Here is a 16796-nt window from a genome sequence, read left to right as displayed (position 1 = left end):
GATATCGCGCTTTTTTTTAACCAATTGTTAACAGCAACTACGAAATAATTTTAACACTTTGCATCACATAATAAATCACTAAAATAGTTTGCCCTTAAACTAATAAAATATGGAAGAAACGAGTACAGTTGACATTAAGTCAATTAATGAAAAGATTGAAAAAGAAAGTGCATTTGTTGATTTGCTAACCCTAGAAATGAATAAGGTTATAGTGGGTCAAAAACATATGGTAGAACGTTTGTTAATTGGTCTTTTAGGTCAAGGACATATTCTTTTGGAAGGTGTGCCAGGATTAGCAAAAACATTAGCCATAAATACCTTATCTAAAGCTATTGATGCAAGTTTTAGCAGAATACAATTTACACCAGATTTGTTGCCAGCGGATGTTATTGGTACGTTGATTTACAACATTAAAGAGAATGATTTCTCAATAAAAAAGGGACCAATATTTGCAAATTTTGTCTTAGCAGATGAGATTAATAGGGCACCTGCAAAAGTACAATCTGCCTTGTTAGAAGCGATGCAAGAAAAGCAGGTTACTATTGGTGATGAGACGTTTACGTTAGATAAACCGTTCTTAGTTATGGCAACGCAAAACCCAGTTGAGCAAGAAGGAACATATCCTTTACCAGAAGCTCAGGTTGACCGTTTTATGCTAAAAACTGTAATTGATTATCCTAAGCTAGATGAAGAACAACTTATCGTTAGAGCGAATCTTAAAGGTTCTTTTGATAAAGTAAATCCAGTAGTTTCCATTAAACAAATTTTAAGTGCTCAAGAAGCAGTTAGAGAAGTTTATATGGACGAGAAGATTGAAAAGTACATTCTAGATATCATCTTCGCAACACGTTATCCTGAAAAGTACAGACTTGGTGATTTAAAAGCGTTAATCTCGTTTGGCGCTTCTCCTCGTGGTAGTATCAATTTGGCAACTGCAGCTAAATGTTATGCGTTTATTAAGCGAAGAGGTTATGTAATCCCAGAAGATGTAAGGGCTGTTGTACACGATGTATTACGTCACAGAATAGGAATTACTTACGAAGCCGAAGCGGAAAATGTAACTTCAGAAGACATCATTAACAAAATTGTTAATGAGATTGAAGTGCCTTAGACGTCTCATTTCTATAAGGACTCTCATCAAAAAGCATGAGTTGAGACCAAAAGAGAATTAATCTAAATCATTTTTAAATTTTTTGATTAGTAAATCGTATTGATCTACAGATAAAAAGTTAAGAACACACTTTGAATTTAAATCAGAACATAAAAGTAAAAGACGCTTTAAGGCGAGGACAAAACCGGATTAATTATGTCTGTGTTTCTGTAGCAATTGTGTTTTTAGCAGTTGTGCCTCTTTTTTTGGTTTTTGTTTTTAGAAATGATCAAAACAATATTGTTCTAATCACTGGAGGAATCTCAAGTGTGTTAATAGGGATTTTTTTCCCTTTTTATTGGTGGCTTAAAGAAACTGTGCGTTACAAGATTTGGGCAGGGAAAAACGTGAAAGATATACACAGGTTTTACGAAGAAGCGCTTTCTAAAAAATACATTACAGAACATAAATTCTTAAAAAAATTTGAACTAAAATCAAATAAACAAAAGGAGGAATTAAAAAGATTCTTTAATGACAGGTTAGGTAAGAAGAGAGAGATTATAAGAGATATTAATGCAGATATTGCAAGAGAGACCGTTTTTAAATCTAACAATATGGTATCAATTATTATTTGGATAGTTCTTATGATTGGAGCTGTTTATTTAAAATATACAGAATCAGTAAATGATAGAATGGTATATTTTACAATTGTAGCCGGAGCTGTTCTTATAGCGTATGAGTTATATAAAATGTTTAAGTACAAGTACATTTTAAAAATTAACAAAGAATACATTTCTTATAAAGATAACAAGGAAAAGATATTTTGGAAGGATATACAGTCTTTCAATATTGTAAGAGCAGGACAATATAAGCCAGGAGAACTAAATATTATTACATCTAATGAAAGCTATTCTCTCTCGCTAGAAGGCATTGTAAATAATAGACTCAATAAAGTTTTGGACGTGTTAAATGAAAATAAACATCGTTTTGAGATTAATAATTTTGAAGCGTAAGAAATTATGGATACCAAAGAACTTCTAAAAAAAGTACGAAAAATAGAGATTAAGACACGTCGCTTGTCTGATCATATTTTTGGAGGTGAGTACCACTCTACTTTCAAAGGTCGTGGTATGACCTTTTCTGAAGTTCGTCAGTATCAATTTGGTGATGATGTAAGAAATATAGATTGGAATGTTACAGCACGTTATAACGAACCGTATGTAAAGGTTTTTGAAGAAGAACGCGAACTAACCATGATGCTCATGGCAGACGTGTCTGGTAGTAAATTCTTTGGAACAAAAAATCAATTTAAAGATGAAATTGTTACCGAAATAGCGGCAACATTAGCTTTTTCAGCAACACAAAACAATGATAAAATAGGGTTGATTTTATTTTCAGACGAAATCGAACTTTACATTCCACCAAAAAAAGGACGCTCTCATGTATTAAGAATTATCAGAGAGCTGTTAGAATTTCAGCCAAAAAGTAAAAAAACCAATGTAGCCGAAGCATTCAAGTTTTTGTCTAACGTAATGAAGAAAAAAGCCATTGTTTTTGTGCTTTCAGATTTTATAGCAGACGATTACAAGCAAAATCTTAAAATTGCAGCAGGCAGACACGACATTACAGGCATTAGAGTTTACGATAAGCACGAAGAAACCATACCAAACATTGGAATGGTACAAATGGAAGATGAGGAAACAGGCGAATTGCTTTTGGTAAACACAGCATCTAAAATTGTAAGATCGAATTACGGCAAGTTTTACAAAGAAAAAGTTGATTATTTTAAAGATAGTTTTACCAAATCTGGTGCTGGTAGTATAGATTGTCGAGTAGATGAAAGCTATGTGAAAAAACTATTAGGATATTTTAAACGAAGAGGATAGTAAGCGCGAAGCGCTAAGTTTATTAGTAAAAAGTAAGAAGTGACAAAGAATAGTATAAATATAAGTAGTTGTGGTAAGAAACTATCAGAAAGAAGAACATCGTGCAATGCGTTTGTAATTCTGATACTGTCTACTGTCTACTGTTTATTGTTTACTAGTAACGCTTTCAGTCAAGTTATAACAGAGGTTGACACAACTAAAATTAGAATAGGAGAGCAAATCAACTATAAAATAAAAGTTGAAGCAGACTCTACAGCATTAGTTGTTTTTCCTGAAGGACAAACATTTTCACCGCTTGAAGCGGTAGAGGCTTTAGAAATTGATACCACTAAGAAAGATTCAAAATTCAAACTATCAAGGATTTATAAGCTTACGCATTTCGATTCTGGATCGTATACCATACCAAGACAAAAAATAATTATTGGAGACAAACCATTTTATACAGATTCCCTTCGAGTAGATGTTGGTACGGTTGAGGTTGATACAACGAAACAGAAGTTATATGATATTAAGCCTATTATAGAAGTTGAAAAAAGCAGTAGTAATTGGTGGATATGGTTATTGGCAATTCTTGCTACCTTAGCTCTAATTGGCTTTTTGTTGTGGTGGTTTGTTTGGAGAGAAAAACCGCTAACAGAGGAAGAGGAAATCGCGTTGTTGCCACCTTATGACAGAGCAAAGTTAGCTTTAAAAAAGTTAGATAACAGTCAATATTTAATACGATCAGAAGTCAAAGAATATTATTCTGAACTGACCATGATTATCAGAAAATATTTAGACGAAAAAGTATACGAACGCTCTCTTGAGAGTACAACAGATGAGCTGATGAATAGACTTCAGCTTTTAAAAGAAGGTAACCAATTTCCGTTTTCTAAAGAAACACTTAATAATCTCGAAACTATTCTAAAACGTGCCGATTTAGTAAAATTTGCAAAGTCAGCGCCAGATACTGCACTAATTGAAATGGATAGAGCAACGATTGAAAAAGAAATAGAAAGTGTTAAAGCCATTTTACCGGAGCCTTCAGAAGAAGAAAAGTTGTTAGATCAACAATACAAAGAAGCACAAGAACGTAAGAAGAAACGAACTAAAATTCTTATTACAGTTGCGAGCTTAGTTTTATTGCTTGCTGCTACTTACGTAGGTTTTGGTTTAAAATATGGTTTTAAATATGTAAATGACACCATTTTAGGAGATGAAAGTAAAGAGCTTTTAGAAGGCGAATGGGTTAAAAGTGTCTATGGATATCCACCAGTTTATATAGAGACTCCAGAGGTTTTAAAACGTGTTCAGGATACACTTTCAGACAAATCAAAAGATAAGATTACAAAAAGAGTTTTTGTATTTGATGACGCTGAGCATCTTGAAATTAAGATTATTACAGATGAGGTGAATAATCAACAAGGACAAGAGGATATTCAAAGAAAAGTAGTGCAGTCCATTGACAATATCATAAAATCATGGGAGTCTGAAAATGTTCAAAATATAATTACTAAAGACGATACATTTAAAACACCAAATGATGTCGAAGGGAGTAAAACGCATGGTACGGCTGATTTTCCAATTCAAGATTCTGATGAAACTTTTGAAGGTGAATATGCTATATTCAGTTTTGCAACCAAAGAAGGAATGATAGCACACATAACTCTATTTTGGGCTAAAGAGGATAGCTATGCTGTTGAGATTGCAGAAAAAATTATAGCATCCATAGAGATGAAATCTGACGAACAAGCAAATACAGAACAAGAATCACAGAATTAATGTTTGAGGATATACAATTTTTAAATAAAGAGTTATTTTGGTTTCTATTGCTTTTGCCAATAGCAATAGCTTGGTATGTATTTAAGCACAATAAGCAATCTGCTGAGTTAAAAATATCGAGTATAGGAGGTTTCAAAACAACATCGTCCTTTTGGTCAAGATTCAGACATATGTTATTTGCTTTAAGAATGTTAGCCTTAGCCTTATTAATTACAGCACTTGCAAGACCAAGAACGGTTGATGTGTCTACAAAAACCAAGACTACAAGTGGTATAGATATTGTAATGGCCATAGACGTTTCGGCTAGTATGCTGGCAAAAGATTTACGACCAAACCGTTTGGAAGCCTTAAAAGAAGTTGCAGCAGATTTTATAGATGGTCGACCAAATGACAGAATTGGTCTAGTAGAGTATGCAGGTGAGGCCTATACCAAAACACCAATTACTACCGATAAGTCTATTGTGCAACGTTCACTTAGAGATATAAAGTACAATACCATTATAGAAGGCGGTACAGCTATTGGTATGGGTTTAGCTACTTCAGTAAATAGACTTAAAGACAGCAGAGCTAAAAGTAAGGTAATTATTCTGCTTACAGATGGTGTTAATAATTCAGGTTTTATAGACCCTAAAATTGCCAGTGAGTTAGCTGTAGAGTATGGTATAAAGGTTTATACAATAGGCTTAGGGACTAATGGTATGGCATTATCTCCAAGTGCAATAAATTCTAACGGAACCTTTAGGTACAGCCGTCAACAGGTAGAGATAGATGAAAAGTTATTAGAGGAGATAGCCAATGTAACGGGTGGACAATATTTTAGGGCAACCAATAATCAAAAACTAGCTGAGATTTATAAAGAAATTAATAAGCTAGAAAAAACGGAAATAGAAGAAAAGAAGTACTATAACTATGATGAAAAGTACAGACCATTAGTGCTCTTAGCAGGTATACTTTTATTAATAGAGATAATTTTAAAACACACAATATTTAGAAGCTTTGTTTAGAATAGACGAAAAAATATGGTTTTGGACCTTACTGGTTATTCCGGTAATAATTTTGCTATTTGTTTTGCTGCAAGTGTGGAGACGCTCTGCTCAGAAGAAGTTCGCAGATAGTCATTTGCTTAATCGTTTGAGTCCCAACCAGTCACTTTTTAAAAGAGTTTTAAAAGTTACAGTTCTATGTTTAGCTTTTGCGTGTTTGTCTTTAGCGTTGGTAAACCCAAAAATTGGCACCAAATTAGAAACAGTTCGTAGTCAAGGAGTAGACATTGTATTTGCGGTAGATGTTTCAAAAAGTATGTTGGCTGAAGATATAGCGCCAAACCGATTAGAAAAATCAAAACAACTTGTAACTCAAATTATAAATAGTTTAGCGAGTGATAGAGTTGGTATCATTGCTTATGCAGGTAAAGCATTTCCTCAGTTGCCTATAACTACAGATTATGCATCGGCAAAAATGTTTTTGCAAAATATGAATACGGATATGTTGTCTTCTCAAGGAACAGCCATTCATGAAGCTATTCAATTAGCCAAAACATATTATGACGATGATGAGCAAACCAACCGAGTACTAATAATTATTTCAGATGGTGAAGATCATGGAGGTGAAGCCATTGATATTGCTGAAGAAGCCAACGAAGAAGGCATAAGAATTTTAACGGTCGGAGTTGGTGATACTAAAGGAGGTCCTATTCCAATAAAACGCAATGGAGTTGTTCTCAATTATAAAAAAGATAACAATGGAGAAACAGTTATCACCAGATTAGATGAGAGCACCTTAAGAGAAATAGCAGAAGAAACAGATGGAGTTTATATAAATGGAAGTAATACTGCTGAAGTTGTAGAAACCATTAAAGACGTTTTAGATAAGATGGATAAAACGGAATTTGAATCTAAACAAATAGCAGACTTTAAAGACCAGTTTCAGTGGTTTTTGGGCATAGGTATCTTTTTATTATTTATAGAAATTTTCTTTTTAGAAAGAAAAACAGCTTGGTTAAAGAAATTGAATCTGTTCAACGAGAATTTTTAAATTTTCTTTAACGCCATTTAATTAGTGGGTTTGTTACTTTTAAAGTAGAATTATGAAGATGAAGACTTACATATTAGCGATAATAGTACTGACTGGTTTTTTGGGCTTTAGTCAAGACCAGGATAAAGAACAGTTAAAAAAAGAAAAAAGAGCCACAAATTTGGTTTATAAAGCCAATGAGTTGGCGCAAGAAGATGATTATATCCAAGCAGAAATGGAATATAGAAGAGCCATTTCTAATGCGCCAAACCAAGCAGTAGGAGCCTACAATCTTGCGACAACCTATTACAAAAAAGGGAACTTCAACGAAGCTTTATTCAGAACGCAAGAAGCTGCAAAAAAGGCTGAAACAAAAGACGAAAAACATAGAGCGTATCACAACATAGGAAATCTCTTAATGAAAGAGAAAAAGTGTAAAGAAGCAGCGGAGGCTTTTAAAAATGCTTTAAGAAACAATCCAACTGATGAGGAAACCAGATACAATTTTGCCTTAGCAAAGGAATGTGCAGAGCAGCAAAAAGACGGTGGAGGAGAAGACGACAAAAAGGACGAGAATAAAGAACAAGAAAAAGACAAGGAAAAAGAAGAAAAGAAGGAAGACGAAAACAAAGATAATAAGGACAAGAAAGACGAAGGCGATAAGGATAAAAAAGAAGGTGATAAAGAAGAGGATGACAAAGGGAAACCTCAGGATGATAAAAAGGATGAAGGCAAAGATGATAAAGACAAAAAAAATCCAAACCAGAAACCTAAACCAAAGCCAGGTCAGATGTCTCCTCAGCAAATGAAGAATATTCTAGAGGCCATGCAAAATCAAGAACAAAAGGTTCAACAAAAAATGAATGCCGAAAAGCAAAAAGGAGCTAAAGTTAGAACCGAAAAAGACTGGTAGTTTAACTAAGAGTTACTTATCATTGTTGTTCAAAAAAATGAAAATCATCAAAAACATATCGATAGTTTTATTTTTGCTAGTGTCTAGCATAACTTATGCTCAAGTAAAGTTTGAAGCTAAAGTCAGCAAACAAAAACTTGGAGTAAATGAGCGTTTGCGTATAGATTTTGAGATGAATCAGGACGGAGACAATTTTGTTCCACCAAATTTTGATGATTTTACAGTTGTAGGTGGCCCTAATACGTCTTTGATGAATTCTTATGCTAACGGCAAAAAGACATACCAAAAAACGTATAGCTACTTTTTAGCACCAAAGAAAAAAGGAAAGTTTACCATTAAACAGGCAACTATAGAGATCGATGGAGAAGTCTATAAAACATTTCCGGTCACCGTAACAGTAGTAGATGCTGTAGATAAGCCTAATGGTAAGCCAGATGCTTCAGACATAGCTTCAGATAAGATTCATTTAGTTGCAGAAGTATCTAATAGCAACCCTTATTTAAACGAACCAACTACAGTGGTTTATAAGCTCTACGTAGCAAGAGATGTAGGTATTAGTAACAATTGGAGAGAAAAGCAAACACCAAGATATAACGACTTTTGGAGTCAGAATATAGAAATAAAAGGACTTAATATTCAAAGAGGTGAATATAAAGGTGAAGATTACCGCTATGTGGTTTTAAGAAAGACGGTTTTGTATCCTCAAAAAACAGGAAAATTAAAACTAGAACCTTTAGTTTTAGATGTTACTGTAGAAGTGCCAACAGGAAGATCTAATGTCTTCCTTCAGCAAATAATGACTAAGGTACCAAAAACAATTACTGCAGGGAGTAAAACTATTAATGTAAAACCGTTGCCAGAGCAAGGTAAACCATCAGACTTTAAAGGAGCTGTAGGAGATTTTAATTTTAATGTTACCACTTCAAAAAATCAATTAAATGCTACAGAATCGCTACAGGCAAAGATTGAGGTTACAGGTAGAGGAAATCTTAAATTATTTGAGCTTCCTAAATTAACCACACCGAGTTCTTTAGAGGTATACGAACCAGAACATAAAGAAAATGTGCGTACTGGCTTAAGTGGTATGCAAGGAAGTATTTCAGATACTTATACCATAGTACCACAATATCGTGGTAAATATCCTATACCATCAATATCATTTTCATATTTCGACTTAAAAACAGAGAGTTACAAGCGTATTACATCAGATGAAATTATAATAGATGTTGTAGAAGGTCCAACAGCATCAGTTAATAGTTCTGAAAGTGCTGAAGAAAACAAACTAAAACAAATCGTAAAGCCTAGTTCTAATGCATTTGCGTTTATAAAAACCACAACGAACTGGGAGTCTATGTCTAGCAAAGACTTTTTTAAATCAACAAGTTTTTGGTGCTTATTGTTGTTGCCATTTTTAGCAATACCATTGGCAATTGTCATAAGAAGAGCAAAAGACAAACGCGATGCAGATGTTGTAGGAACTCGTATAAGAAAGGCAGACCGTTTAGCTAAAAAATACTTAAGTGAAGCTAAGAAAAATTTAGGGCAAAAAGAGGTGTTCTATGAGTCATTAGAAAGGGCCTTGCATAATTATTTAAAAGCGAAATTAAATATTGAAACCAGTGATTTTAACAAGGAGAAGATAAATACACTACTTACAAAACGACAAGTTGAGAGTAATGTGGTTTCAGAGTTCATTTCAATTTTAGAAAGTTGCGAATTGGCAAGATATACGCCAATAACCAATGTTACAATGCAGAATGATTATGATAAGGCAGCAAAAACAATTTCATTAATAGATAAACAAATTAGATAGATGAAAGGACTTATCACATTATTTCTTTGTTTTTTTAACGTTGTTGTTTTTTCTCAAAACGATAAGCTTTTTAATGAAGCCAATGCGCTTTATAATGATGGTAAATACGCAGAAGCTATTGATAAATATGAGGCGATTTTAGACTCTGGTCAGCATTCTGCAGAGCTATATTTTAATTTAGGAAATGCCAACTACAAACTTAATAATATAGCACCAAGCGTATATTATTATGAAAAAGCATTGTTGCTAAATCCTAGCGATAAAGACATTAAAAACAACTTGGTAGGTTATGCTCAAAACATGACTATTGATGCTATTGATACAGTACCTCAGGTTGGTTTTACCAGAATTATTAATAATCTAGTTAATACATTTAGTAAAGATACTTGGGCAAAAATTGCTGTTGCAGGCGTTATTGTTTTTGTTGTCTTATTTTTATTATATCACTTTTCTTATGCAACTTCTAAAAAGAGAGTGGCTTTTGTAGTAAGCTTGATAGGCCTGTTTGGAGCTTGTTTTTCTGTAGCAATGGCATTTAAAAAGGAAAATTTAAATAAAAAAGATAATCCGGCTATTGTGTTTGCACAAGAGTCTAAAGTAAAATCTGAAGCAAACAAAACTTCAGAAGAAGTGTTTAGACTTCATGAAGGTACAAAAGTGCAAGTTATAGATACTTATGAGGATTGGAATAAAATTCAGCTTTCAGACAATTCTACGGGCTGGATTCCTTCAAAAGACATAAAAATCCTTAAGACCTTTTAAAAATTGTTAACAAAATCATATATTGTGAGAGTAATATTTGCTCACAGCAAAACCTATGATTTTAAAAAGAACAATTGCACTATTATTTGTAATGCTATTTACGCTAATGATATGTGCGCCAACTATAATTATATCCTGCGATGATTCGGCAGATATTTCCGCATTTTTTGGAATGAATGAAGAAGAAGAGGATACTAAGGTACTTTTTGATAAATCACCAGAAGAATTAGAAGACATATCAATAGATATTAATAAAAAGGAGTATATCGTTTATACTGCTAAAGAATACTATATACCTCATTTAAATTTAATTTCTCCACCTCCCGAGAGATACCTTATTTAAATACTGTCATATAACGAACTTTTAAAAAAGGTTATCAAAATTAAATTAAAAAAGTCTTAGAGGTCTCTCTAAGTGTAAATTGTATATAATATGTTTAAATCATTAAAAAGTGACATACCAGCGAGTATTGTTGTTTTCTTTGTAGCACTCCCATTATGTTTAGGAATTGCTTTAGCAAGTGGAGCGCCATTATTTTCAGGTTTAATAGCAGGAATAATAGGAGGAATAGTTGTAGGATTCTTAAGTGGATCTCAAATTGGTGTAAGTGGTCCTGCGGCAGGTCTTGCGGCAATAGTATTAACAGCAATAACAGCACTAGGTGGATGGGAAAATTTCTTGGTAGCTGTTGTACTTGGAGGAGTGATTCAAATTATTTTTGGAATTCTAAGACTTGGAATTATAGGGTATTATTTTCCTTCTTCAGTAATCAAAGGAATGTTGACAGGAATTGGGATAATCATTATTCTAAAACAGATTCCTCATTTTTTTGGATACGATATAGAGCCAGAAGGAGCGGATAGTTTCTTGGAACCATCTGGTGAAAATACATTTTCAGCTATTCTTTCTGCAGTAGACAACATAACAATTGGTTCAACCGTGATAGGAATAATTAGTTTAATTATACTATTGTTATGGAGTAATGTTCTTGTTAAAAAAGGAAAGTTTTTTGAAATAGTACAAGGACCTCTTGTTGCAGTTGTAGTAGGTATTATATTTTACTTACTAACCAATACAAATGAAACGTTAGCTATTGAAGCGGCTCACTTGGTTAGTGTACCAGTGCCTGATGGATTTGACTCTTTTATTGGTCAGTTTAGTTTTCCGAATTTTAGTGTTATTACACAAGCCGATGTACTAATTACAGGATTTACTATTGCTTTAGTAGCATCATTAGAAACGTTATTATGTGTTGAGGCAACCGATAAGTTAGATCCTCACAAACGTGTAACACCAACTAATAGAGAGCTTTTGGCACAAGGAACAGGTAATATTGTATCAGGATTAATTGGAGGTTTGCCTATTACGCAAGTAATTGTTCGTAGCTCGGCAAATATTCAATCTGGTGGTAAAACTAAGGCAAGTGCTATTATTCATGGATTTTTACTGTTAATTTCAGTGATTATTATACCTCGTATATTAAACTACATTCCGTTATCTGTATTAGCAGCTATTTTATTTATTGTTGGTTACAAATTGGCAAAACCATCAACATTTAGAGCTATGTATAATGGAGGATGGATGCAGTTTGTGCCATTCATTGTTACAGTTTTAGGAATTGTATTTCTAGATTTATTAAAAGGAATTGGTTTAGGTTTGGCCATAGGTATATTTATAGTACTATACAGAAGCTATAAAAACTCCCACTTCTTACATAAAGAAGGAGAAGATATTGATGATGGTAAGATTAAGATGACTTTAGCAGAAGAAGTTACCTTCTTTAACAAGGGTGCAATTTTAAAGGAATTAGATCGTGTACCTCACGATTCTACTTTAGAGTTAGATGTAAGGAATACAAAATTTTTAGATAACGATATTGTTGAAATTCTTGAAGACTTTGCTTTTAAAGCAAAAGAACGAAATATTAATATTAAATTGTTTTCAGAAAGAGGTATCGTTGAAAATCCGGATAGTTTTGTGACATTTTTTAAAACAGAAAAAAAGAAGTAAAAAAATAATGCTTCAAACTTAGGAAGCACAAAAAAATATCAAATGAAAGCACATACAAAAGAAACGCAGGCAACAATGACACCTGAAAAAGCTTTACAGTTTCTAAAAGAAGGAAATATCAGATTTCAAAAAAATCTAAAAGCAAACAGAAATTTACTAGAACAAGTAAATGATACTGCAGAAGGACAGTTTCCCTTCGCTACAATTTTGAGTTGTATAGATTCTAGAGTTTCTGCAGAATTAGTCTTTGACCAAGGTTTAGGTGATATTTTTAGTATAAGAATTGCTGGTAATTTTGTGAACCAAGATATCTTAGGAAGCATGGAATTTGCTTGTAAGCTGGCAGGTACAAAACTAATAGTTGTACTAGGTCATACAAGTTGTGGTGCTGTTAAAGGTGCTTGCGATCACGCGAGGATGGGTAACTTAACCGCTTTAATAAATAAAATAGAGCCAGCAGTATACGCTGTAGATGAACCTACGGATAAATCTGCTCGAAATTCTTCTAATTTAGAGTTTGTAGATGCTGTTGCTAAAAAGAATGTAGAAATGACTTTAGATAATGTTAGGAGCCAAAGTGTTATTTTAAATGAAATGGAAAAAAACGGAGAGATTAAAATCGTAGGTGCTATGTACGATATAAGTACAGGTGGTGTAGAGTTTTATTCTTAATTCTTTAAATAGATTACAATAAAAAGCCGCTTTCTAGTGGCTTTTTTTATGCTTCTTCTTCAGGTGTAGTTTCCTGTTCAGCTTCGCTTTTTATGAGATTAGGAAAAATCATTGGTGCTAAAGACTTTACAGGTTTATAAAGAACACTTTCTTCCAAGTCTTCTTTTTCCATAAAAGGTAGTGTGTTGTTTAGTTTATTAAAAACAATAAGTAAAACACTGAGTATTAAACCAATTTTTAGAGCACCAAAAACACCACCCAAAAGTTTGTTTAAAAGACCCAAAGCAGCAAAATCTGCGAGTTTTGTTAGAGCTTTACCAGCCAAGCTTATAGCTAAAACAATAATTACAAAGGTGATAGCAAAGGCAACAATATTTATGGTTTTTTCGTTCCAATCTACTTTAGATTCTAGCAAATCAGCAGCAAAATAGCTAAAGTGAATAGCGCCATAAACACCCAATACAAGGGCAACTAACGAGGCAACTTCAACAAAAAGGCCTTTAAAGAGACCTCTTACAAATCCAAAAAGCAGAAGAGCTGCCAAAACAATATCAATGATACTCATAATACTAGCGGTTTTAGCAAATATAAATTAACTTTGCTAATTCTATAACGCGTAAGTTGTAAGATAAATTATGGCAAGAGACGAACAGTTAAAAGAACGATGGGATTTGGTGGTGCAAAAGCTCTCTAACCAATTTGCAGATGGAGATACGTTAGATCTAGATTCTATTATATATCTTATTGGAGTTCAGGAGTTAGGGCAAATTCACAGAACATATAAAAAAGACCACAAATTAGACCTTATGCATATTGCAATTTGTAAACTTTTGGAACCATATGGGTTTTATGAATTTGATTTTGTAGACGAAGATGGTTGGCCACATTATAAAGTAAAAGAACAATTACCATTTCTAAAAGCAGGAGAACAAAGTGTGTTGATGAAAGAAGCTATCGTTAACTATTTTGTTGAAATGGAGTATATCGATTGATATTTTTTAAATTTGCAGTCCTAAAATTGAATTACTGAGATAAATTCAGCAAAAATGATAGACAAGTTAAAAGAGTTGATAGCGGAAGCGGAGGCGTTCTCGGCACAATCAAAAGAAGAAGTAGAAGCATTCCGAATTAAATATTTGGGATCTAAAGGGTTGCTTAAGCAATATTTTGCTGAATTCAAAAACGTGGCAAACGAGCAAAAGAAAGAGTTTGGTCAGACTATAAATCAGCTGAAAAAAACAGCTGAGGATAAAGTCAATGCTCTTAAAGACTCTCTTGAAAGTCAAGAAGAAGAAAAGGGTATCTATGGCGATTTGTCGCGTCCTGGTGAGCCTATTGCTTTAGGTGCACGTCATCCTATTTCAATTGTCAAGAATCAAATTATTGATATTTTCTCTCGTATAGGTTTTAACGTTAGTGAAGGTCCTGAAATTGAAGACGATTGGCACAACTTTACAGCACTAAACTTACCAGAGTATCACCCAGCACGTGATATGCAGGATACGTTTTTCATTCAAACCAATCCAGATATCTTATTAAGAACACATACAAGTTCTGTACAAGTGCGTTATATGGAAAATAACAAACCACCTATCAGAACCATTTCACCTGGTCGCGTATATCGTAATGAAGCTATTTCGGCACGTTCACATTGTTTTTTCCATCAGGTCGAAGGTTTGTATATTGATAAGGATGTAAGCTTTGCAGATTTAAAACAGACGTTGCAATACTTTACAACTGAGATGTTCGGGAAATCTAAAATTCGTTTACGTCCATCTTACTTCCCATTTACAGAACCAAGTGCTGAAGTGGATGTATATTGGGGATTAGAAACCGAAACAGATTATAAAATCACTAAAGGAACGGGTTGGCTAGAAATCATGGGTTGTGGTATGGTTGATCCTAATGTATTGGAAAATTGTGGCATAGATTCTAAAGAATATTCAGGATTTGCCTTTGGTATGGGAATCGATAGAATTGCGATGCTATTGAACCAAATCAGTGACATTAGATTATTAAGCGAAAACGATGTACGATTCTTAGAGCAATTCAAATCGGCTTTATAATAAATTAACAACGAATTATAGTTAAAGGCTAATATGTTAAGAAATTTACATATTAGCCTTTTTTATTTAACAACAAATTAACTTCGTTTAGTTCGGTTTGTTCCGAACTTAATGTATTTTTGCGGCATAATTTTTTAGAATAATTTATGACTAAAGATATATGTAGCAAAAAAATGGCACTAGTTGAAAAACTTGGTGTGCATTTAGAAGGTAGAGAAAACCTAGCACCTGTTGCTGCGCGCATTATGGCGTACGTAATTTTAACAGGTAAACGTGGTACTACGTTTGATGAAATGGTTACTGTACTTCAAGCAAGTAAAAGCACTATTTCTACGCATTTAAACCACTTGCAAGATTTAAAGAAATTAGAATACTTTACCAAAACGGGCGACCGTAAAAAGTATTTCATCATTAATAAAGATTCTGTTTTACATCATATTAATGAAATGATTAAAGAATGGGAAGAAGTTGCTACGCTTCACAAAGAAATGAAAGCGTACAAAGAAGCCATTAACGAACATATTACAGATGAAGAGGAAAAGTTCGATTTAACGTTTCATAACGATTATTTACGATTTGTAAAAGATGCTTCAGCTTCAATAGAAAACTTAAAAGAAAACCTAATTAAAAATAAATTCAACCTTTAAAATGATGACAACAAATAAATTAATTTCAATATTAACCATAGCTAGTTTTTTTCTAGTCGTGGTTAGTTGTGGTAATAAAGACAATGCGCAAGCAGCTGCAGCACAACAACAGCAAGCCTTACCATTTCCGGTAACTCAAATTCAAACGCAAACTGTAGAAGGCTATAACGAATATCCTGTAAATATAGAAGGTATTGTAAACAGTGATGTGCGTGCAAAAACTTCAGGATACATTCAAAAAGTATTGGTAGACGAAGGTGCTAGAGTACGCAAAGGTCAACCGCTTTTTAGGTTAGAAACGCAATCGCTAAGTCAAGATGCCGAAGCCGCAAAAGCACAAGTTAACGTGGCTCAAGTTGAGGTTGATAAGTTAAAACCTTTAGTAGAAAAAAATATTATTAGTCCTGTACAATTAGAAACTGCAAAAGCCAATTTAGCACAAGCCCAAGCGGCTTACAGCAGTATTGCTGCCAATATTGGTTATGCAACGGTAAAAAGTCCGGTTGATGGTTACGTAGGTTCAATCAATTTTAGAGAAGGTGCTTTAGTTAGTGCTGCCGATGCAACACCATTAACTACAGTAAGTGATATTAGTCAAGTGTATGCGTTTTTCACTTTAAACGAAGCGCAATACATAGACCATTTAAAACGAATGAAGGGTAAAACCAAAGCAGAACGTATTAAAAATTCGCCAGACGTTAGTTTAGTATTGGCAAATGGCGATATATATGCTGAAAAAGGTCGTATTCAAACCAGTACTGGTCAAATTAGCGAAACAACTGGTACTATAAAAGTGAGAGCTGCTTTTGATAATCCAAATGAGCTATTAACAAACGGAAACAGTGGAAAAATACGTATTCCTTCAACTTACGAAAATGCAGTAGTTGTACCACAATCGTCAACCTTTGAGCAACAAGGTAAAGTAATGATTTACACCTTGGGCGAAAACAATAAAGTAAGCAGTAAAATTATTGAAGTTGAAGCTAAAGTAGACAATCTTTACGTGGTAAAATCGGGTATAGATGCTAGCACAAAAATTGTAGCATCTGGTGTTTCAAAATTACGCGATGGTATGCCAATTGCGCCACAAGAAATTCCGTTTAACGAAGCCACTAAAAAAGTAGCTACTTTATTTAAAAACTAAATTATTCCTTAAACATAT

At 33.5% G+C, this 16796-nt stretch carries 17 protein-coding genes; 16 read left to right on the top strand and 1 reads right to left on the bottom strand.

Annotation, left to right across the window (positions count from 1 at the left end):
- Positions 1-109 precede the first annotated feature (109 nt).
- The 12 genes from V1468_RS03445 to V1468_RS03390 all read left to right on the top strand — a co-directional run bounded on the left by V1468_RS03445 (position 110) and on the right by V1468_RS03390 (position 12921).
- The gene (locus tag V1468_RS03445; RefSeq protein ID WP_304140675.1) at positions 110-1111 is read left to right on the top strand and encodes an AAA family ATPase; all 1002 of its coding nucleotides are present in this window, start codon (positions 110-112) and stop codon (positions 1109-1111) included.
- A gap of 131 nt (positions 1112-1242) precedes the next feature.
- Entirely contained in the window at positions 1243-2103 is an 861-nt protein-coding gene (locus V1468_RS03440; RefSeq protein ID WP_331808852.1) for a hypothetical protein, read from the top strand.
- A gap of 6 nt (positions 2104-2109) precedes the next feature.
- Complete coding sequence (locus V1468_RS03435) at positions 2110-2976, top strand: DUF58 domain-containing protein (protein WP_331808851.1); 867 nt, start codon at positions 2110-2112, stop codon at positions 2974-2976.
- Between the two features lie 117 nt (positions 2977-3093).
- Positions 3094-4737, top strand: coding sequence for a hypothetical protein (locus V1468_RS03430; protein WP_408647353.1), 1644 nt, complete (start codon positions 3094-3096; stop codon positions 4735-4737).
- Positions 4737-5741, top strand: coding sequence for a vWA domain-containing protein (locus V1468_RS03425; RefSeq protein ID WP_331808849.1), 1005 nt, complete (start codon positions 4737-4739; stop codon positions 5739-5741). The genes V1468_RS03430 and V1468_RS03425 overlap by 1 nt, the downstream gene beginning before the upstream one ends.
- Complete coding sequence (locus V1468_RS03420) at positions 5734-6771, top strand: vWA domain-containing protein (protein ID WP_331808848.1); 1038 nt, start codon at positions 5734-5736, stop codon at positions 6769-6771. Before V1468_RS03425 ends, V1468_RS03420 begins: the two co-directional genes overlap by 8 nt.
- A 58-nt stretch (positions 6772-6829) precedes the next feature.
- Entirely contained in the window at positions 6830-7663 is an 834-nt protein-coding gene (locus tag V1468_RS03415; protein ID WP_331808847.1) for a tetratricopeptide repeat protein, read from the top strand.
- A 37-nt stretch (positions 7664-7700) separates the two neighbouring features.
- Positions 7701-9476, top strand: a complete 1776-nt coding sequence (locus V1468_RS03410; protein WP_331808846.1) for a BatD family protein — start codon at positions 7701-7703, stop codon at positions 9474-9476.
- The gene (locus V1468_RS03405; RefSeq protein WP_304142156.1) at positions 9477-10238 is read left to right on the top strand and encodes a tetratricopeptide repeat protein; all 762 of its coding nucleotides are present in this window, start codon (positions 9477-9479) and stop codon (positions 10236-10238) included.
- Between the two features lie 37 nt (positions 10239-10275).
- Complete coding sequence (locus tag V1468_RS03400) at positions 10276-10581, top strand: hypothetical protein (RefSeq protein WP_331808845.1); 306 nt, start codon at positions 10276-10278, stop codon at positions 10579-10581.
- Positions 10582-10671: 90 nt separating this feature from the next.
- A complete protein-coding gene (locus V1468_RS03395) occupies positions 10672-12249 on the top strand; it encodes a SulP family inorganic anion transporter (RefSeq protein ID WP_331808844.1) in 1578 nt (525 codons plus the stop codon).
- 42 nt (positions 12250-12291) lie between these two features.
- Positions 12292-12921 (top strand): carbonic anhydrase family protein, encoded by a 630-nt coding sequence (locus tag V1468_RS03390; protein ID WP_331808843.1) that lies wholly within the window; start codon positions 12292-12294, stop codon positions 12919-12921.
- A gap of 46 nt (positions 12922-12967) precedes the next feature.
- Here V1468_RS03390 and V1468_RS03385 read toward each other — a convergent pair whose 3' ends face one another.
- Positions 12968-13486, bottom strand: a complete 519-nt coding sequence (locus V1468_RS03385; protein WP_331808842.1) for a CvpA family protein — start codon at positions 13484-13486, stop codon at positions 12968-12970.
- 70 nt (positions 13487-13556) lie between these two features.
- Between V1468_RS03385 and V1468_RS03380 the strand changes: the two genes are divergently transcribed.
- The 4 genes from V1468_RS03380 to V1468_RS03365 all read left to right on the top strand — a co-directional run bounded on the left by V1468_RS03380 (position 13557) and on the right by V1468_RS03365 (position 16778).
- The gene (locus V1468_RS03380; protein ID WP_331808841.1) at positions 13557-13913 is read left to right on the top strand and encodes a hypothetical protein; all 357 of its coding nucleotides are present in this window, start codon (positions 13557-13559) and stop codon (positions 13911-13913) included.
- Positions 13914-13967: 54 nt separating this feature from the next.
- On the top strand, positions 13968-14987 hold the full coding sequence (gene pheS, locus V1468_RS03375) for a phenylalanine--tRNA ligase subunit alpha (protein ID WP_331808840.1): 1020 nt from the start codon (positions 13968-13970) through the stop codon (positions 14985-14987).
- A gap of 146 nt (positions 14988-15133) precedes the next feature.
- On the top strand, positions 15134-15634 hold the full coding sequence (locus V1468_RS03370) for a GbsR/MarR family transcriptional regulator (RefSeq protein ID WP_223077897.1): 501 nt from the start codon (positions 15134-15136) through the stop codon (positions 15632-15634).
- Positions 15635-15638: 4 nt separating this feature from the next.
- On the top strand, positions 15639-16778 hold the full coding sequence (locus V1468_RS03365; protein WP_223077898.1) for an efflux RND transporter periplasmic adaptor subunit: 1140 nt from the start codon (positions 15639-15641) through the stop codon (positions 16776-16778).
- Positions 16779-16796: the final 18 nt, after the last annotated feature.

The organism is Winogradskyella poriferorum, assembly GCF_036553625.1.
In the GTDB taxonomy this organism is placed as follows: domain Bacteria; phylum Bacteroidota; class Bacteroidia; order Flavobacteriales; family Flavobacteriaceae; genus Winogradskyella; species Winogradskyella poriferorum.
Note: the sequence above shows the minus strand (reverse complement) of the source record. Positions and strands in the feature narration are given on the sequence as shown.